The sequence below is a fragment of the Amycolatopsis sp. NPDC052450 genome (assembly GCF_044547565.1).
Taxonomy (GTDB): Bacteria; Actinomycetota; Actinomycetes; order Mycobacteriales; family Pseudonocardiaceae; genus Amycolatopsis.
On record NZ_JBIUAQ010000001.1, the window covers coordinates 420,245 to 439,398 of the forward strand.

Annotated in this window: 14 protein-coding genes; 9 read left to right on the forward strand and 5 right to left on the reverse strand. The window is 68.8% G+C overall.

All coding sequences use genetic code 11. From position 1 onward, the window contains the following. Positions 1 to 7 precede the first annotated feature (7 nt). Both ACIHAO_RS02095 and ACIHAO_RS02100 read left to right on the forward strand, forming a co-directional pair. Positions 8 to 406 carry a hypothetical protein gene (locus ACIHAO_RS02095; protein WP_396554323.1) on the forward strand — a complete coding sequence of 133 codons (399 nt, stop codon included), beginning with the start codon at positions 8 to 10 and terminating at the stop codon, positions 404 to 406. Then, on the forward strand, positions 403 to 1,041 hold the full coding sequence (locus ACIHAO_RS02100; RefSeq protein ID WP_396554324.1) for a DUF3558 domain-containing protein: 639 nt from the start codon (positions 403 to 405) through the stop codon (positions 1,039 to 1,041). Before ACIHAO_RS02095 ends, ACIHAO_RS02100 begins: the two co-directional genes overlap by 4 nt. Here the strand turns inward: ACIHAO_RS02100 and ACIHAO_RS02105 are convergent. Further along, the gene (locus ACIHAO_RS02105; protein ID WP_396554325.1) at positions 1,025 to 2,098 is read right to left on the reverse strand and encodes a hypothetical protein; all 1,074 of its coding nucleotides are present in this window, start codon (positions 2,096 to 2,098) and stop codon (positions 1,025 to 1,027) included. The genes ACIHAO_RS02100 and ACIHAO_RS02105 overlap by 17 nt on opposite strands. Before the next feature lie 121 nt (positions 2,099 to 2,219). On the opposite strand from ACIHAO_RS02105, the gene ACIHAO_RS02110 reads away from it, so the two are divergent. After that, complete coding sequence (locus ACIHAO_RS02110) at positions 2,220 to 2,939, forward strand: TetR/AcrR family transcriptional regulator (protein WP_396554326.1); 720 nt, start codon at positions 2,220 to 2,222, stop codon at positions 2,937 to 2,939. A 1-nt stretch (position 2,940) separates the two neighbouring features. Here ACIHAO_RS02110 and ACIHAO_RS02115 read toward each other — a convergent pair whose 3' ends face one another. The 3 genes from ACIHAO_RS02115 to ACIHAO_RS02125 all read right to left on the reverse strand — a co-directional run bounded on the left by ACIHAO_RS02115 (position 2,941) and on the right by ACIHAO_RS02125 (position 7,936). Continuing rightward, positions 2,941 to 3,678, reverse strand: coding sequence for a 3-oxoacyl-ACP reductase family protein (locus tag ACIHAO_RS02115; RefSeq protein WP_396554327.1), 738 nt, complete (start codon positions 3,676 to 3,678; stop codon positions 2,941 to 2,943). Between the two features lie 89 nt (positions 3,679 to 3,767). Beyond that, a complete protein-coding gene (leuS, locus tag ACIHAO_RS02120) occupies positions 3,768 to 6,614 on the reverse strand; it encodes a leucine--tRNA ligase (RefSeq protein WP_396554328.1) in 2,847 nt (948 codons plus the stop codon). 170 nt (positions 6,615 to 6,784) lie between these two features. After that, positions 6,785 to 7,936 carry an esterase-like activity of phytase family protein gene (locus ACIHAO_RS02125; RefSeq protein ID WP_396554329.1) on the reverse strand — a complete coding sequence of 384 codons (1,152 nt, stop codon included), beginning with the start codon at positions 7,934 to 7,936 and terminating at the stop codon, positions 6,785 to 6,787. A gap of 65 nt (positions 7,937 to 8,001) precedes the next feature. Between ACIHAO_RS02125 and ACIHAO_RS02130 the strand changes: the two genes are divergently transcribed. Next, positions 8,002 to 8,424: an SdpI family protein gene (locus ACIHAO_RS02130; RefSeq protein ID WP_396554330.1), complete on the forward strand. Its 423-nt coding sequence runs from the start codon at positions 8,002 to 8,004 to the stop codon at positions 8,422 to 8,424. On the opposite strand, the gene ACIHAO_RS02135 is transcribed toward ACIHAO_RS02130, so the two are convergent. Next, positions 8,421 to 9,002 carry a YqgE/AlgH family protein gene (locus tag ACIHAO_RS02135; protein ID WP_396554331.1) on the reverse strand — a complete coding sequence of 194 codons (582 nt, stop codon included), beginning with the start codon at positions 9,000 to 9,002 and terminating at the stop codon, positions 8,421 to 8,423. The two genes, ACIHAO_RS02130 and ACIHAO_RS02135, sit on opposite strands and share 4 nt — an antisense overlap. 211 nt (positions 9,003 to 9,213) lie before the next feature. On the opposite strand from ACIHAO_RS02135, the gene ACIHAO_RS02140 reads away from it, so the two are divergent. From ACIHAO_RS02140 to ACIHAO_RS02160, 5 genes are all read left to right on the forward strand, one after another. Then, positions 9,214 to 10,530 (forward strand): MFS transporter, encoded by a 1,317-nt coding sequence (locus tag ACIHAO_RS02140; protein WP_396554332.1) that lies wholly within the window; start codon positions 9,214 to 9,216, stop codon positions 10,528 to 10,530. Positions 10,531 to 10,636: 106 nt separating this feature from the next. After that, the gene (locus tag ACIHAO_RS02145) at positions 10,637 to 11,197 is read left to right on the forward strand and encodes a YbaB/EbfC family nucleoid-associated protein (protein WP_396554333.1); all 561 of its coding nucleotides are present in this window, start codon (positions 10,637 to 10,639) and stop codon (positions 11,195 to 11,197) included. After that, a complete protein-coding gene (locus tag ACIHAO_RS02150) occupies positions 11,197 to 11,514 on the forward strand; it encodes a WXG100 family type VII secretion target (RefSeq protein WP_396554334.1) in 318 nt (105 codons plus the stop codon). The genes ACIHAO_RS02145 and ACIHAO_RS02150 overlap by 1 nt, the downstream gene beginning before the upstream one ends. A 10-nt stretch (positions 11,515 to 11,524) precedes the next feature. After that, positions 11,525 to 18,709 (forward strand): toxin glutamine deamidase domain-containing protein, encoded by a 7,185-nt coding sequence (locus ACIHAO_RS02155; protein WP_396554782.1) that lies wholly within the window; start codon positions 11,525 to 11,527, stop codon positions 18,707 to 18,709. Next, on the forward strand, positions 18,706 to 19,152 hold the full coding sequence (locus tag ACIHAO_RS02160) for a hypothetical protein (protein ID WP_396554335.1): 447 nt from the start codon (positions 18,706 to 18,708) through the stop codon (positions 19,150 to 19,152). Before ACIHAO_RS02155 ends, ACIHAO_RS02160 begins: the two co-directional genes overlap by 4 nt. Positions 19,153 to 19,154 lie beyond the last annotated feature (2 nt).

Consider the following 19,154-nt stretch of genomic DNA (forward strand, 5'->3'; position numbering starts at 1 on the left):
GATCTCGATGACTTCGTTCTTCGGAGATGTCTGGTTCCAGAACAGTGACGACGTCGTCGGCGGTGGAGCGGCACCGGCGAGCGGCCAGGGCTTCACCATGAGCGGTGACGAGATGCGGGCCCTGCTCAAGAAGTGCCAAGACCAGCTAACATTCATCCTCGAGCAGTACGACTCTGCGGCGAAATTGCACCAGGTCGACCCGCCAGGAAAAGACCCGGTAAGCGAACGTGCGGTGGGCGGCCCGAACGGCGTCAACGAGACGGGGGAGTTCTATGTAGGGCATCTGCGATTTCAGCAGAAATACTACGAGGAACTCATTCTCCGACTGAAGAAGGCCCTGGGAATGACTGAGGAAACCGATCGGCTGGCAGCCGAAGAAACCAAGAAACGCGGGTCATTCGAATGATTTCACGGCACCTGTTGGCCACTTTTACCCTTGTGGCCGCCGGCACCTTGCTTCTGACTGCCTGCGATGGCAACCGCGACACTCCCGGCACTCCGACACCAGGCACAACTGCACCTGCCGCATCATCGAGCGCGGCGGGTGTCCCGCACAGCGGAGCGCCCGCCGTGCAAAAGCCGCTGCCAGCAAAGGCGCTCGACGGCAGCCCTTGCGACAGCGCCCTGACTGCTCAGCAACTTGAAGGCTTCCTCGGCGATCCGGACCCCGCCAAACCCAGCACCGACGCCCTCGGCGCTGCCTGCAGGTGGAACGCTTCGTCCGGCAGCGGCGCGGGATTCACAGTCAGCTATCAAACCAAGTCCGACCAAGGCATCAGCCTCGCCTACAAAAACGTAAAACCTAAAGCAGAGCGCTGGATGGAACTCGCTCCCATCGACGGCTTTCCTGCGATCGGGTACGCCGGAAAGGCCTCAGGCGACGAACGTCATTGCGTCGTGGTGGTCGGTATCTCCGATCAGCTCGCCTTTTCGGTGTCAGGTTCTCTCGGGGAGAATGCGTACCGCGAAGGCAAGGACGCCTGTGACCTCGGCCGTGACGTGGCAGTCGAAGTCCTGAAGAACCTCAAGGGGAGGGCGTGAGCCGGGCATAGACGGCCTCGGCGCCTTTGAGCAGGTTTTCGCGAGTCGTCGCCGCATCGGTTTTGGCGGCGACGACGCTGACGCGCACCTCCGAACGACCGCTGCGGAACAGGACCTGGCCACCCTCGGTGCCGGGAAGGGCGCAACTGGCCTCTCCGATCGGCCGAGACAGCGGCTCGCCCCGGCTGAATTCGCACTGCTCGCGAACGGCGGCGACGGCAGAGCCCGGCACGGACAGCACGGTCTGGCTGACGGTGACGTTTGGCGCGATTCCCTCCGAGAGGTCTACCTGGCCGGCGCGATCGCAGCGCATCTGGACACTGTTGTGCTCCGCACCCGGCGTTTCGCTCAAGCTGAACAGATCCCGTTGCAGGCCATCGGTCGGCCGTGCGGTGATCGTGGTGAAGACCTCCGCTGGGAAGGCGGCGCAAGGGTCGGCGACGAGGTCGTACGGCGCGGGGTAGCTGTGCACGGGCATGGACCGCGGCCCTTGGGCGACGTTCCGGCGGATGCCGTCGAGCAACGTCGCCAAGGTGGCTTCGGGATCGGGGAGCTTGGTGAAGCCACTGATGCGGAGCTCCAGGATGTTGTAGTCGGTCTGGATGCTCATGCTGATGTCTTCTGGCGAGCTCTCGGACACTTGCCGGACGTCGACCTCCAGTACGGCGTCCCGCCAGTCCATCCGTTGCGAAAAGCGTGAGTGCAGGACGTGCAGGTTAACGCTGACATCAGTCAGGTTCGGCGCGCCGGACACGGTGACGCTGCCGCCGCAGGTACTCGCCCACAGGCCCTTTCCGGCGAGGTCGGGGCGGTCTCCGTCGGTGGTGCTCAGGCGGTCGCCGCCCTGGAGGAAGCCGTCCTTCAAGGCCAGCCCCGCGGCCGCCAGCACGTCGGACGTGAGGATCGCGCACGCGTTGTGCACCGGCGTCCCCTGGAAGGTGGCCGCCGGTTCGGTGCTGGGGGTCTCCTTCAGGATGAAGCGTTGTGGTGGTGGAGGCGCGGCGGCGTCCACGGGGCCGGGCCGGGGAACGCAGGCGGCGCAGAGCAGGACGGGCACGATCAGCGGAAGTAGGCGTCTCATCAACGTGGAACGCTACGAGTTGCGGATGCGGAAGCCAGCCCGCGACAGCGTGAGGCCATGCGGCTCCATTCCCGCACTGACCACCTAGAATGCGCGGATGACCAACACCGGCCGCAGGGGTCGCGAGCGCGCCGCGACCGATCAGGACATCCGCCGGACGGCGCGGGCGCTCCTGGTCGAGCAGGGGCCGGAGGCCGTGACCCTGCGGGCGATCGCACGCGAGCTCGGCATCACGGCGCCGGCGTTGTATCGCTACTACGGCTCCCGGGACGATCTGGTCGAGCACCTGCGTGCGGACGTCGTCGCGGATCTCGCTGCCGGGCTGGCCGAGGACATCGCGCAGCTGCCGGACGAGGGAGCGTTGCAGCTTTTCGCCATTTGCAAGGGATTCCGGCGCTGGGCGCTCACGCACACCAAGGAGTTCACGCTGGTCTTCGCGTCGCCTTCGGGCGATGACACGTTGAGCAGGCTGGACGAGCCGTTCGGGCGGATCTTCCTCGCGGCGGCGGGCAGGGTGCTCGCGATGCACGATCTGGTGACGCCGTCAAACGACGTGGTCCCCGTCGAATTGCGCGACGATCTCACGTCGTTCCAAGAGGAACTGCTCGCCGTGCTGAAGGAGTCCGGGGCGACGTTCCCGCTGGAGAAGCTCGACCTCGGCGTGACGTACCTGATGATCCAGTTCTGGGCCCGGCTCTACGGGCACGTCACGCTCGAGGTCTTCGGCAACTATCCGATCCCGTTCTCGAAACCGGACGTCCTCTTCGAAGCGATGCTGGCCGATCTCGCGCGCGAAATCGGCCTCACCGCGGAGTGAGCTACGCCGCGTGCCCGCCGTCGACCGAGACGGTCGCCGCGGTCACGTACTTGCTTTCCGGCCGGGCCAGGAACGACACGGTCGCGGCGACCTCCGACGGCGAACCGTAGCGGTCGAACACCGTCAGGCTCCGCTGGTCGGCGGCGTACGGGCCGTCGGCCGGGTTCATGTCGGTGTCGGTCGGGCCGGGGTGTACGAGGTTCACGGTGATGCCGCGCGGCCCGAGTTCCCTGGCGAGGCCCCTGGTCAGGCCCAGCAGCGCGGTCTTGCTCACCGCGTACAGCGACATCCCGGGGCCGGGAACGCGGTCCGAGACGCAGCTGCCGATGGTGACCACACGGCCGCCGTCGCCGAGGTGCCGGGCCGCGGCCTGTGTGGCCACGTAGACACCGCGGACGTTGACCGCGAGCACGCGGTCGATGTCCTCCAGGCTCGTCTGGTCGAGCGGGCCGACGAAGCCGACGCCCGCGTTGTTGACCAGCACGTCGAGCCTGCCGAACTCGGCGACCGCCGTGTCGACCGCGGAAACCAGGGCCGCGGCGTCGGCGCTGTCGGCCTGGATCGCCAGCGCACGGCGGCCGAGTGCCTTGATCTCGTCCACGACACCGGCCGCGAGCGCGGCGTTGTGCTGATAGGTGAGTGCGACGTCGGCGCCGTCTTCGGCGAGCCGGATCGCCGTGGCGGCACCGATCCCGCGGCTGCCGCCGGTCACCAAAGCCACCTTGCCGTCGAGGGTCATGGGGTGTTCTCCGTTCGATTTCGTTGTCCTTGAACAACTCCATCGAATCGCCTCATGACCCTCGACGCTGGCGGCTATCGGCCACAGCGCTACAGCACGATGTTGACCAAACGTCCGGGCACGACGATCACCTTGCGCGGCGTGCCGTCGCCGACCAGCGCGGCGACCTTCTCGTCGGCCAGCGCGGCCGCCTGCACGACGTCCTTGCCCGCGTCGGCGGGCACGGTGACGCGCGAGCGCACCTTGCCGTTGACCTGGATCGGGTACTCGACGGTGTCCTCGACCAGGTACTTCTCGTCGACGACCGGGAACGGCCCGTGCACCAGGGAATCCGCGTGGCCCAGGCGCTTCCACAGCTCCTCGGCCAGATGCGGGGCCAGCGGCGCCAGCATCAGCACCAGCGGCTCCACCAGTTCCCGCGGCGTGGCTTCGGCCGAACCGTAGGTCTTGGTGACGTGGTTGTTCAGCTCGATCAGCTTCGCGCCGGCCGTGTTGAACCGCATCTCCGCGTAGTCCTCGCGGACTCCGGCGACCGTCTTGTGCAGCTGCTTGCGATCCTCATCGGTCGCGTCCACAGTGGACACACGCAGTTCGCCGGTGTCCTCGTTGACGACCAGGCGCCACAGCCGCTGCAGGAACCTTTGCGCGCCAACGACATCCTTGGTCGCCCACGGCCGCGAGACGTCCAGCGGGCCCATCGACATCTCGTAGAAGCGGAAGGTGTCGGCGCCGTAGTCGGCGGACATCTGGTCAGGCGTCACGACATTCTTCAGGCTCTTGCCCATCTTGCCGTATTCCTGCTTGACCTCTTCGTCGCCGAAGAAGAACTTGCCGTCCCGCTCCTCGACCTGGTCGGCCTGGACGTAGACGCCGCGTGCGTCCGTGTAGGCGTACGCCTGGACGTAGCCCTGGTTGAACAGTTTCCGGTACGGCTCCTGGGACGACACGTGGCCCAGGTCGAACAGCACCTTGTGCCAGAACCGCGAGTACAGCAGGTGCAGCACCGCGTGCTCGACACCGCCGACGTACAGGTCCGTGCCGCCGGGGTCGTCGACGCCGTGTTCGGCCGGACGCGGGCCGACCCAGTAGGACTCGTTCTCCGGCGCGACGAACACGTCCGGGTTGGTCGGGTCCAGGTACCGCAGCTGATACCAGCAGGAGCCCGCCCAGTTCGGCATGGTGTTGATGTCGCGGCGGTAGGTCTTCTTGCCGTCGCCCAGGTCCAGCTCGACCTCGACCCACTCGGTCGCGCGAGCCAGCGGCGAGGACGGCGTGCTGTCCCTGTCCTCCGGGTCGAAGGTCACCGGCGAGTAGTCGGCGACCTCGGGCAGTTCGACCGGCAGCATGCTGTCCGGCAGCGGGTGGGCCTGGCCGTCCTCGTCGTAGACGACCGGGAACGGCTCGCCCCAGTAACGCTGGCGCGAGAACAGCCAGTCGCGCAGCTTGTACTGGACGGTGCCGCGGCCGTGCTCGTGCTCCTCCAGCCAGCCGATCATCGTCTTCTTGGCCTCGTCGACGCCCATGCCGTCCAGGAAGCCTGAGTTGATCGCCGGTCCGTCGCCGGTGAACGCCTTGCCGTCGAAGCCGTCCGACGGCTGGACGGTGCGGATGATCTCCAGGCCGAACTTCTCGGCGAACTCCCAGTCGCGGGTGTCCTGGCCGGGGACGGCCATGATCGCGCCGGTGCCGTAACCCATCAGGACGTAGTCGGCGACGAAGACCGGGATCTCCTTGCCGTCGGCCGGGTTCACCGCGTAGGAGCCGGTGAAGACGCCGGTCTTCTCCTTGTTCTCCTGACGGTCCAATTCGGACTTACGCGCCGCCGCCGCACGGTAGGCGGCGATCGCTTCGGCGGGCGTCGCCGCGTCGCCGGTCCAGCGGGCGTCGACGCCTTCCGGCCAGGTGGCGGCGGTCAGTTCGTCGACCAGCGGGTGCTCGGGCGCGACCACCAGGTACGTGGCGCCGAACAGGGTGTCGGGGCGGGTGGTGAAGACCTCGATCTTCCGCTCGCCGGCCTCGAACGACACGCGCGCGCCGTGCGAGCGGCCGATCCAGTTGCGCTGCATGGACTTGACCTTCTCGGGCCAGTCCAGCAGGTCCAGGTCGTCGACCAGGCGGTCGGCGTAGGAGGTGATCCGCATCATCCACTGACGCAGGTTGCGGCGGAACACCGGGAAGTTGCCGCGCTCACTGCGGCCGTCGGAGGTGACCTCTTCGTTCGACAGCACCGTGCCCAGGCCGGGGCACCAGTTCACCGGCGCCTCGGACAGGTAGACCAGACGATGCGAGTCGATGATCTTCAGCTGCTCGGCGCGGGTCAGCTCGCACCAGTTGCGGCCGTCCGGCGTCCTGCGCTTGTCCTGCGCGTACTCGGTCTCCAGCTCGACGATCGGCCGGGCCTTGCCCGCCTTCTCGTCGTAATAGGAGTTGTAGATCTGCAGGAAGATCCACTGGGTCCACTTGTAGTAGTCCGGATCGATCGTCGAGATCCGGCGACGCTCGTCGTGACCCAGGCCCAGGCGCCGGATCTGGCGCAGGTAGGTCTCCATGTTCTCTTCGGTCGTCTTGCGCGGGTGCTGCCCGGTCTGCACCGCGTACTGCTCGGCGGGCAGGCCGAACGCGTCGAAGCCCATCGTGTGCAGCACGTTGCGGCCGATCATGCGGTGGTAACGCGCGAAGACGTCGGTCGCGATGAAGCCCAGCGGGTGCCCGACGTGCAGGCCGGCGCCCGACGGGTACGGGAACATGTCCTGGACGAACAGCTTGTCCGACGGGACCTCTCCGCTCTCGTCCGCGAGCGGGCCGACCGGGTTCGGCGCGTGGTAGGTGCCGTGGTCGGACCAGTAGTCCTGCCAACGCTGCTCGATCTGGCCCGCCAGCTCCGCGGTGTAGCGGTGCTGAGGGGCCGCGTCGGCGCCTTCGCTCGCCTGGTTCATCGCCGAAATCCTCCGTGCTCATCCACGTCAAGCCACTCCAGAAACAACTCGACCCCTCAGCCCGGAGGGCATGAGGGGTCGCCGCGCTGGTCCCGGCCGATCGGCCGAGTTCAGCGCGGCAGGCTAAGGAGCAGCCGAGCCGTGTCCATATGGCCAGTTTAACCCGCTGGTCAAAGCCGTTCCGAGGGGACCGCCAGAGCGATGAACTGGGTCACCTGCGTCGGCGAGAAGTTGTTGTCGCTGACGAGCACCAGACTGCGCTCGCCGCCCGGCAGGCGCGGTCCCCATGTCATCCCCTCGACGTTGTCCACAGTGGACAACTTGAAGTCCGCGAGGTCTGCCAGCAGGCGCTTCTTGACCGGTTTGACCTTCTTCGCGTCGGCCAGCGAGGGCGTCTTCAGGATGTTCGTGGCGCCCTTGGTGTCGATCTCGTAGATGCGGATCTTGTTGCCGACGCCGGTGACGAACGAACGCTCCATCACCAGGTAACGCGTCGGATCGGCCTGGTCGACGGCCAGCAGCGACGAGATGCCGGTGGTCGCGAAGGCGCCGGGCGGATTCGGCGCCGCGAACACCTTCTCCTGCGGGTACGCGTACTGCGCCAGGATCGGCCCGGACCGCGACTGCACGGTGATCCGCGAAAGGGCGCCTGACGTGGTGTTCGCTTCCGGTCCGTCCTGCAGCAACGGACCTTCGACCGAGCTGGCGATCAGCGATCCGAAGCCCGCGAACGTGAGGCCTTCGAGGGCGAGGTTCTGCCGTGGCCCCGCCGTCTCGGCCATCTTCTCGTTGGCGGGAATCGGCAGGTCACGGACGTAGGCACCATCGCGCTTCGCCTCGCGGATCGACGGATCGATCCGCGCCGCCGCCGACCGCTCACCTTCCTGCGACCAGACGTACCGGCCGGTCCAGGGGTCGACGCGCAGCTCTTCGGGATCGATGGTCCGCATGTTCGGCGGCTGCGCGGGGTCGTTCTTCGCGAGCGGCGGGTACGGCGTGCCGTCGGGGCGCAGGAGCGGCTTGGTGCCGGTGAAGGTGACCGGGCCGAGTCCCTTGGCGTCGAGGGAGAACTTCGCCGTGTAGAACCGGGCCGGGTTGATCGCGGACCGGTCGTCGCAGATCAGCGCGTACTCGCCGGTGCGAGGGTCGAAGTCGATGCTGGAGAGACCGCCGACGACCGTGCCCTCGTAGGGCAGGGCGTTCGGGACGATCTGTTCCCCGATCAGGCGAAGGGGACGGTGACCCGCTTCGGCGGCTGGTGCCGCCATCAGGGTGAGGGGGACGGCCCCGATCAGGGCGGCTGCTAGAACTCGGCGTGACATGGCCTGTAGCACAGTCGATCAGGGTATCCGGCAGGTTGCCGGAACGTCACGCTTATCCTCGTGGAGTGTTCGTCATAGCGCTGGTCCCGATCGTGCTGGGTGTCCTCGTCGGCTGGGGTGGGTTCCTCGGCCTGCGCGAGAAGCTGCCGCGTGACCGCGGCGCCGGCGTGCGCACCGCCGCCACGATGCGCAGCGAAGAGGCCTTCCGCCTCGGCAACAAGGTCGCCGGGCTCCCGACGCTGGCCGGTGGCGTGATCGCCGTGCTCGCGGGAGTCGCCGGGCTGATCATGCCGACGACGTCCGGCCTCGTACTGGCCTCGATCGTGGGCGTGGTCGGGCTGATCGCGCTGGTCGCGGCCGGGGGAGTGCTCGGCAACCGCGCCGCCGCGACGGTCCCCGAGCCCGAACCGGAGCGGCCCGCCGGATGCAGTGGCTGCGCCTGCGGGACCTGCGGCGTCTTCAAGAAGGCCGACACCGCCACCGCCTAATTGCGCTGGAGGTCTCCGGGATGGGTGGCCAGCAGCGCCAGCGGGATGCCCTGACGCCGCAGCACCTGGCCCCAGAGGTCGTGGTTCGGCGAGGCGAGGACGTCGCTGGGCAACGCCGGGACGATCACCCAGTCGTCGCGTTCGATCTCGTTCGCCAGCTGGCCGGAGTCCCAGCCCGCGTACCCGGCGAAGACCCGCACGCCGCGGACCTTCGGGACCAGGATCTCGGGATCGGTGTCGAGATCGACCAGCGCGACCGGACCGCGGACGGCGATCACCCCCGGCACGCTGGACGCCGTCTCACCGGTCCGCAGCGCGGCCAGGCACAACGCCGTCTTCTTCTCCACCGGACCGCCGACGAACACCGACTGCGGTTCGGCGACGTGCCCGCCCCAGTTGGGGAGCACGTCGTACACCGGGACGTCACTCGGCCGGTTGAGCACGACGCCGAGCGTTCCCTCGTCCCGGTGATCGATGACGAACACGACGGTTCGCCGGAAATGGGGATCGAACATCGTGGGGGCGGCGACCAGGAGCGTTCCCGGTTCGACCTCGGCGTCCGCTGGCACGTCCGCCATGATCCCACTTCGAGTGAGGACAAATCGTCCGGCACTGGGAACAACAGCATCACGAGCACCGTTGGACACAACGGTCGGTGCGCTTTCCGTGTCCCCCGGGCTCACTGAAGAACCGCCTTTGTGGAATACCGTCCGGCTGGAGCCACACTGCGCATAGCCGCCGAGAGGCGACCCTAAAGCGCACCGGCCGCCTTCTCTAAGCTGCGGGTCCGTGACGATCAGCGCCCCGGCGCCTCCGCGTCTTGCCCGGACCTTCGTTCGCGACCATGACTTCCGCCGTCTGCTGTTCACGCGGTTCTCCGCGCACTGGGGCAACGGCATGTACCAGGCCGGGCTGGCCGGTGCCGTCCTCTTCAACCCCGAACGCGCCGCCGACGCGCTCGCCATGGCGGGCGGTTTCGCGGCGTTGCTGCTGCCTTATTCGCTCGTCGGGCCGTTCGCGGGCGCGCTGCTCGACCGCTGGGACCGCCGGAAGGTCCTGATCTTCGCGAGCCTCCTGCGGTCCCTCACCATCCTCGCGACGGCCGTCGCGGTGGGCACGGGAGCGGCGGGGATCGGGTTGTTCTCCCTGGCACTGGCTTCGGAAGGCATCTCCCGGTTCATCGGCTCGGGTCTGTCCGCGTCGATTCCGCACGTCGTCGAAAAGAAATCCGTGGTCGCCGCGAACGCCTTCGCGGCGACGTGGGGTTCCGTGCTCGCCGTCGTCGGCGGCGGCTGCGCGATCGGCCTCCGGGCGTTGACCGGCGCCGACGACGCCGGTTCCGCGTGGGTCACCGCTGTCGCCGCGCTGGGCGGGATCGGCGCCGCCGTCCTCGCCTCGGGGTTCACGCGCGGGCTGCTCGGGCCGTCGACGGTCGACGAGCCGTCGAATCCGGCCCTCGCCGTCGCCCGCGGCCTCGCCGACGGCGCGAAGGCGGCTTGGCGCACGCCCAGTGTCACGGCCGGCTTCGTCGCGCTGTTCGCCCATCGCGCGTCGTACGGCATCTCGCTGCTGGTGACCGTGCTGCTGATGCGCAATCACTTCACCGACGCCGGGATCTTCCGCGCCGGGATGGCGGGGCTGGGGCAGATGGCCGCGTTCGCCGGGGCGGGGATCCTGGTCGCCGGGCTGCTGACCGCCCGGCTGATCCGGCTGCTGGGCAGGGTCCGCGTCGTGGTGGGCGCGCTGGTGCTGGCGGCGGTCGCGCAGTCCGCGCTCGGCCTGCCGATGCTGGTGCCCGCCGCGTTGGTCGCGGCGTTCCTGGTGACCGGGGCCGGACAGGTGCTGAAACTCTGCGTCGATTCGTCGGTTCAGCTCGACGTCGCCGACGAGGCGCGAGGGCGGGTCTTCGCGCTCTACGACACGCTTTTCAACCTCACCCAGGTCGCCGCCGTTTCCCTGGCCGCGACGGTGATCCCGGCCGACGGACGCTCGCCGGGACTGCTGATCGCGGCCACCGTCCTCTACCTGGCGGGCGCCGCCGCCCACCTGCTCGCGGTGCGAAAAGGGAGAACCACTGATACGGCTCCGCCCATGGCATTAGGGTGACGCTTACCGACACCGGGTGGCGTATGCCCGGGATCAAGTACTTGCGGGGGCTCAAGTGACGACGGCCGGCGACGACAGCGCACGCCTTGAAGCGCGCAATGCCGCCATGAAGGACCAGGTCGACACGCTGCTCGAGCAGTTCGAGCGCCAGACGGCCCAGCTCCGGGACGCGCAGGAAGCCGCTTCGCAGACGTCGGCGACGGTGGTCTCGCAGGACGGCCTCGTCCGCGCCACCATCGACGCGACCGGCACGCTCGCCAAACTGGAGATCCAGCCGAACGCCTTCGAGCGCACCACTCCCGCACAGCTCGCCAACACCGTGCTGACCTTGGTGCGTCAGGGATCGCTGCAGGTCAAGCAGCAGGTCGCCGACCTCATGGCCCCGATCACCGAAGGGCTGCCGGACCTCTCGGACCTCATCGAAGGCGCGCCTTCGCTGCAAGGGCTGATGCCGTCGATCCCGGACTTCCTCGTGGAAGAAGAAGAGGCGCCGTCGAAGTCCGACGAAGATTTCGACGCCCCGCTGATGATCAAGGACGACACGCCGCCGTCTGCTCCTCCGGCCCCGCCCGCGCCGCCGGCGCCGAAACCGGTGCCGAAACGGGTGCGCCAACAGGACGACGATGAGGAAGAACCGCCTTCGAGCTGGTTGACCAGGGGAGTCTGATGCCGAACGGTGGGTTCACCGCGGATCCGGACGCGGTGAAGACGGCCGCGGCCAAGCTGGGCCTCGCCGCGGATCAGCTGGACGACGCGGGCAAGGAACTGCTGGCCGCGATGAATTCGCTCGGCCAATGCTGGGGCGGCGATGACGCCGGCAAGGAGTTCGCGAAGGACTACGAGCCGGGTGCACAGGGTTCGTCCGAAGGGTTCGCGAACATCGTCGAGGCGCTGCGGGGCATGCAGCACAACGTCGAACGATCGATGACCGCGTTCACGAACGCCGAGGAAGAGATCAAGACGACGCTGGACAAGAAGGTCTAGCGCCGTGGGTATGGAGATGCCCGACGCGGTCAAATGGCTCCTGCCGATCGTCGTCGGGGAAAGCTGGCCCGAAGGCGACGAGGACAAACTCCGCGAACTGCGCGACGCCTGGCACAACGCCTCGAAGGCCGTCCAGCCGATCGCCGACACCGCGACCAAGGGCGCCACCGAGGTCCTCGGCGGCTGGACCGGTGAAGGCGCGGAGAAGTTCGCCGAGGCATGGAAGAAGTTCGTCGAGGGCGACGAGGCGTACTTCAAATCGCTCGCCGACTCTTCGAAGGCGCTCGGCGACTCGTGCAACGCCACCGCGCTGGACGTCGAGTACACGAAGTACATGATCATCATCTCGCTGGTGATCCTCGCCGCGCAGATCGTCGCGATGATCGCGGCCGCGGCGGTGACCTTCGGTGGTTCGACGGCCGGGATCGCGCCGGCGCAGATCGCCACCCGCATGACCGTCCAGATGATCTTCCGGCAGCTGATGCAGAAGCTCGCGCAGGAAGGCTTCAAGAAGGTCGCGAAGGAACTCCTCGAGAAACTCCTCAAGGAGGGCCTGAAGAAGATCGGCAAGGAGGTCCTGCAGAACACGGCGATGAACCTCGCCATGGACGCGGGTATCCAGGGCCTCCAGATGGCCAAGGGCGACCGCGACAGCTGGGACCTCGGCAAGACCAAGGATTCCGCGATCAGCGGTGCCGTCGACGGCGTGGTCGGCGCGGGCAGCAGCAGTATCGGCAAGGGCGCCACCAAGGGACTTTCCGACAGCGTCGGCGGCCAGATCGTCGACAGCGCGGCGCGCGGCGCCGTACGCGGCGCGGCCGAAGGCGTCGCCAGCACGGTCGGGCAGGCCGCCGTCACCGGTGACCTCGACAAGCTTTCGGCCAAGGACGTCCTGATGGGCGCTTCCGGCGGAGCCGTGGGCGGCGGTGTCGACGGGGCGAAGAGCCAGATCGGCGACATCAAGGCCGCGAACACGCCCGATGCCACGGCGGGCGACGGTCCTTCCACGCCGGATGTGGATACGGGGGATTCCGGTTCTTCTTCGCGGCCGGACACTTCGCCGGACTCGTCACGGTCCACTTCGGACAGTGAGGCGGCTTCGAGCCGCGGTTCGGACGGTGACTCTTCGCCGCGGAGTTCCGCTGATCCGCAGCCGCGTTCCGAGAGCGGCCCGCAGCGGACGGCGGACGGCGACCGGGTCAGCCAGTCGTCGGCGCAGGCCCCGGAACGCCCGGCGGACACCGGTGACGGTCAGCGTGCGCCGCAGACCCACCAGAACGCCCCGGCGGCCGCCGCGGACAACGGTTCCGGTCAGCAGCAGGCCGCTGCGGCGAATCAGCAGCAGGCACCCGCCGCCCAAACACAGGCACCCGCGGCGGGCGCTGCCCAGACACCCGCAGGGAGTCCGGCACCGGCGTCGAGCCCAGCGTCCGGCACGGCGCAGGGACCGGCCTCCAGTCCGGCACCGAGCCCGTCGCAAAGTCCTTCGCACAGCCCGTCACAGGGACCGTCCTCCAGTCCTGCGTCCGGACCGGCCTCCAGTCCGGCACAGAGTCCGTCGCAGGGACCGGCGTCCAGTCCTTCGCAAGGTCCTTCGCACAGCCCGTCACAGGGACCGGCGTCCGGCCCGTCGCAGGGACCGGGCTCCAGTCCGGCACCGAGCCCGTCGCAGGGGCCCTCGCAGTCCAGCGCGATGCCGCCCGCCGCTTCCTCTTCCACGGGTGCGCCGTCGAGCTCGGGCGGGTACGGCATGGCGTCGAACCCAGGTTCGAGCTCACCCACTCCGTCGGGCGGATACGGCATGGCGCCCGGCGGCAACCCGCCCGGCAACGGTCCGGCTCCCGGCGGTTTCCCGCCTCCCGGCCACGATCCGTCGCGGCCCGTCCGGCCGAACGACGGCGTCCAGGCCGCGGGTTTCACCGGCAACGGCGGGCCGCAGCAGCCGCGTTTCGACCAGCCGCCCGCCCCGATGCCCTTCCAGGGCCAGCAGCCGATGCAGCCGCCGCCTCCGGGTGGTTTCGCGCCTCCGCCGCCGCCTCCTCCCGGCGCCATGCCGCCGCGCGGACCGCAGGGTCAGCCCGGTCCGATGGGCCCGCGTCCGACCGGACCGCAGCCGCCGCAGCAGCATCCCGGTCAGGGCGGATATCCGCAGGACCGCGGGCCGCGACAGCGTCCTCAGCAACCGCCACAACCGCCACAACCGCCGGGACCGCAGGGCCCGCCGCGACCACCTCAGGGGTATCAGGGCAGGCCGGGACCGGGTCCCGGCCCGAACGGCGGGGTCCCGCCGCGCCCGCAGACGCCTCCGCCCGGTCCGCCGCCGGGCAATCGTGGTCCGGCCGGTCATCCGCCGCGGCCCCCGCATCCGGGCAACGGTCCGTTCCCCGGCAACCGCGGCCCCATGCCGCCTCCGCCCGGCCATCACCCCGGTCAGCCGGGCCGTCCCGGACAGCACCCCGGCCGGCCGATGCCGCCCGGTGCCGAGCCGCCGCGCTTCGGTGGTCCGCAACGTCCGCCGCAGGTCCCGGCACCGCGCCCCGGCCACGACGGCAACGCGGGTCCCCAGGACCGCACCCAGCAGCCGCAGCGTCCCCCGCAGCAGCAGCAGCCCCCGACGCGGCCGGTGGAGGAGGCGCCGCGGCAGGCACCTCAGGACACCGAGCTGCCCAAGGACACCGACGTCCCCAAGGACACCGAGACGCCGAAGGACGTCGAGGCTCCGAAGGACACCGAGACGCCCCAGGACGTCACGCCCGACGACAGGGCCGGCGACGACGTCGGCACCACCGGCGACGAGCCGTATCTGACGGATCCGGACTTCCACACGGACGACCCCGCCGCCTACCGCGCGCTCGCCGAGACGCAGATCGACAAACGCGGTTTCGACAACGAGACCGGGGAAGCGCGGAGCGAACAGGTCCGCCGCGAGGGTCTCGCCAAACGCGACGCCCACGAAGATCCGCGCGTCAAGGAGATGTCGGATCAGGGCGCCTACGCGGTCCACAGCTACACGCGGACCGACATGGCCGAGCGGATCACGCACGCCCAGCGTCACGGCGGCGCGGAGCTGGACGCGCTCCGGCCGCATATCGAGGCGATCACCTCCGGCCTCAACGAGATGCCCGCCTACGAGGGCCTCGTCTCGCGGCGGGTGAACTTCAACGGCAACGAAAGCGCGATCCGGAGTTTCCTCGAAGCGCACGCCAGGGGTCAGGTCATCGTCGACCCGCAGATGCTGAGCACGTCGCGGGTCACCCCCGACCATCCGCGGAGCAGTTTCCCCGGCGAAGTCGAGATGCGCATCCAGTCGAAGACCGGACGCCACATCGAGGACCTCGCGTCCATCAAGGACGAACGCGAAGTGCTGATGAAGTCGGCGACGCAGCTGCGTGTCACCGACGTCAAGATGGGCCCGGGGCATCCCGATCACCCCGACTACAAGAAGCGGCTGGACGACGGCTCGCCCAACGACCTGCCGAAGTGGATCGTCGAATGCGAAGAGGTCGTAGCCGGTGAAGACGGCCACCTGAGCCCGGACGAGGTCCACCAGAAGGTCGCCGAGCGGCGTGAGTACAACAACGCCGTGCAGGAGCGGCTGGCGCAGGAAGCGGCCGAGCAGGAAGCCCAGCTGCGCCGCGACCACCCGGAGCTGTTCCAGGGCCAGGGCCTCGCGGGGCTGGAGACGAAGCTGGCCGACGGCAAGGGCGGCTGGGTCGACGCCACCGACGCCCCGGTCCAGGACATCCCCAAGCCGAGGGAGCACGTTCCCGACGGTGGCTGGTCCGAGCTGGCGAAGCCGCTCGACGAGGGCGGGACGCCGGTGATCCACGCCGGTTCGGCCGAGACACCGCACCAGCAGGTGCGGCTGCTCATGGACGAGATCCCGGCGATCGGCGAGGCCAACACCCGCAACTACTACGCGCCCGAATCGTGGAAGGACGGCTACCAGACGAACTCGGCCGAGTCGCTGGTCGCGTTCGAGGACCGGATGAACGGTGGCGACTCGGTCGCCGGGCCGTCGACCGGTGGTTCGCCGTTGCAGCACGTCAGCGACCGGCTCGGCGGGCAGTGGTCGGATCGGAACAACTTCGCCGACGTCGCCCGTGAGCTGGGTGAACGTCCGGTCGGCGCGCGGACCGCGGTGGCGTTCGAGCATCATGCCGCCGCCGAGCCGAACGCGCCGGAGGGTTCGCCGCGGTCCAAGGACCGGATCGAGACGCGGATCGTCGCCGCGGTGCACACGCCGCACGGCGTGGTCTTCGCCGACCCGATGACCGGACGGCTCGCGGAGCTGCCCGGCGATCCGACGTCGATCAAGGCGATGCCGATGGGCGGCGGCGATGCCCCGCACACGCCGGAAGCGCCGCACACCGACAAGTCCCCTGAGGCCGAAACGCCGGTTCAGGAGCAGGCGCCGAAGACCGAGGGCGACATCGCCGACCGGCTCAAGGGCCCGGAAGAAGCACCCAGGCGAATCGACGAGAGCTACCTCGGCGACGAGAACTTCCGTGGCACGCCGGAGGATCACAAGAGCCTCCGTGACCGTTACGACAACGCCGACCACGCCGAGCAGGCCCGCGAAAAGGCGCTCAAGCGGCTGGAAGCCAGCCCGCTGAAAGACCGCGTCTCGCCCGAAGCCGCCGAAGCGATCTACTCGTACTCGCGCGAACACGCGTACGCGATCAACGACGCGAACCGCCGGGGTGAATCGCACCCCGACTTCGAGAACGCCCAGCGCAGCACCCGGGCGATCGTCGGCGCGCTGAACGAGCTGCCGGACTTCCACGGTGAGGCCATTCGCGGCATCGACACCAAGGGCGACATGCAGGCCGCCGCGATCATGGCGGCGCACTACGAGCCCGGCCAGACCGTCCCCGAGCCGACGATGACCAGCTCCACCATCAAGACGTCGCCGGACACGAAGTCGAAGTTCGGCGAAGACGTCGAGATCCACATCGTCTCGAAGACGGGCAAGGACGTCTCGTCGCTCGCCGAGAACCCGCGCGAGAACGAGGCCATCAACAAGCCGGCCACGCAGCTTTACGTGCACAGCAAGGAGTTCAAGACTCCGCCGCTGGTCGACCGGCCGAAGTGGGTCATCCACGCCGAAGAGGTCGTTCCCCCCGACCCGCGGTACCTCGACGCCGAGACCGCCAAGCAGAAGATGGACGAGCGGCGGGCCCGGCACGCCGCGGAGGCGCCGGAACTCGCGCGTCTCGCCCAGGCGCAGTCGATGGCGCGCCTCGGCGGCTTCGACGAGCCGCAGACTCCGCACGTCACCACGGAGAACCCGGCGCAGCACAGTGTCGCGGACGCCGACAAGGGCCCCGAGTACGGCGACCAGCCCGCTCAGGACCACTCGGCCACCGACGACACCATGGAACTGCCGGTCCCCGAGCGGGACTACTCGTCGCTGGCGGTCGCGACGAACCCGCCGAGCGAACCGGCGATCCACGCCGGTTCGGCGAGTCCCGCGCAGCAGGCCGCGTACATCGCCGACCGGCACCCGCGGCTCGGCGAAGTCAACCCGCGTTTCAACGACCCCGACGCGCTGGCGAACGGTTACCGGTCCAACTGCACCCGCACGCCGGGCGCGTACATGGACCGGCTGAACGGCATCGATTCGACCGCCGATCCGCTGCTGGTGCACGAGATGGACAGCCGCGGCACGCTGGAACACGTCGAGGAGCGGTTCGGCGGGCAGTTCTCCGACCGCGCCGACTACGACACCGTCATCCGCGAGATGCGGGGGATGCCGACCGATCACCACGCGGTCGTCGCGGTGAAGTACCTCGACGAGAACGGCGTCGAGCGCGGCCACGTCGCCATGGTGGCCAACACCCGTGACGGCGTCGCCTTCATCGACCCGCAGTCCGGTGCGCTGATGAACCTGCCGCATCCGCCGCTGAGCATGAAGCTGATGCACGTCGGCGTCCCGGAGGGCCCGGCCGCGCAGCACACCGACGCGCACACCACGCGGACGGAGACCTCGCCGACGCGGCCAGTCGACCCGCGGATCGCGTTCGCCAGGGACGACACGCCCGACGTGCCGCCGTCGCGGATCGGGCCGGACGGCCGTCCGATCGTGGACGCGGGCTACGGCATGGCGCACGACGAGCCGGCCCAGCACAACCGGGCCGAGGGCGAGCGGTTCCTGAACGATCCCGAAGTCGCGGCCGCGGTGGACGGGCTCGACCCGGACAAGAAGCGGGCCGTTCACGAGGACGAGAACGGCGTCAAGCACGACGTCGGGCCGATGCGGGACTTCATCCGCGAGCACCTGCCCGCGCATCCGGAACTCGTCCGGCTGATGGAGCATCCGGACAACGCGTACCTGCGGGCTTCGCTGCTCAACAACCCGATGACCATCGGCAGCCTGCTGTTGCACCCGGAGGCCATCCCGATCCTCGAAGACGCCCTGCGTGACGTCGAGGAGCGCGGTTTCCAGATGATCGACGACGTCCGTGAGGACGGTCCCGGCGACACTCCGCTGACCCAGGAGCAGCGGGACCTCGCGAACGCGGCGGCGGATATCGCCGCCGAGGTGGAGCCCGGCGATCAGTACCACGCCGGCTTCGATCGCGCGGACAAGGGCGATCCCGCGAAGATCCAGGAGTTCCTGGACGCCGAGCGGGAGGCGTGGCCGCAGAACCAGGGCGACCTCAACCGGATCGCCGAACGGATCGCGGAGGAGAACAACGGCGACGCGTCGGGCAGGCCCGGTCCGAAGGACGACGACCGCGCGAAGGCGAAGATCGCGGGTTACGACGGAGACGCGTCGAAACTGACCGACCTGGTGGGCGTGAAGATCCAGTTCGACACGCTGGCCGACGTCTACAACGCGCTGAACGCGGTGATGGACGATCCGGATCTCCGGATCGTCAGCTTCGACGACCGGTTCGCGAATCCGCAGGACAGCGGGTACCGCGATCTGCAGATGAACGTCCGGCTGCCGAACGGGCACGTCGCCGAACTGCGGCTGCACCTGAAGCACATCGACACCGTGTCGGCCTACGAGCACGCCTTGTACGAGGTCCGCCGTGACTTCCCGACGTACAACCGGACACTGGACGAGAACAACAAGAAGAGGTTGTCCCCGGAACAGGCCCTGCTGGAAGCGGCGCTGATGGACCGGGTCCGGGAGAAGTTCATGGCCGGTCTCCGCAAGGGCCTGCCTCCTGAGGAGAACACGTGATCCAGACGCCGTCCTTCTACACGTACTTCGGGAAGACCTACCGCGTCGAGTCGACCCCCGACGGAGGCCTGACCGGCTTTCTCCTCAACCTGAGCACCGGCGAGTTCGACGAAAAGCCGGAGCACGTGCGTGAGGTCATGTGGGCGATGGCGAGTTCGGACATCAGCAAGGTGTCCGAAGAGAAGTTCGTCCAGGAGACCGAGCGCGCCCGCGCCTACGAGCTCAAGGGCGGCGGACCGATCTTCGCGCTTTACGAGACCATCGACGGCCTGTACGCGCAGGCCAAGCGCGAAAACCGCCGCGTGGAACCACCGGAATCGGCCTTGATCCAGTCTCTGCGCAAGCGCACCTTCAAGATGTGGGAGGACGAGCTGGCCCGCCGCGCCGCCGGGGAGCCGCCGTCGTTCCGGGCGGAACCACGTTTCCCGAACCGGGCGCGATGATT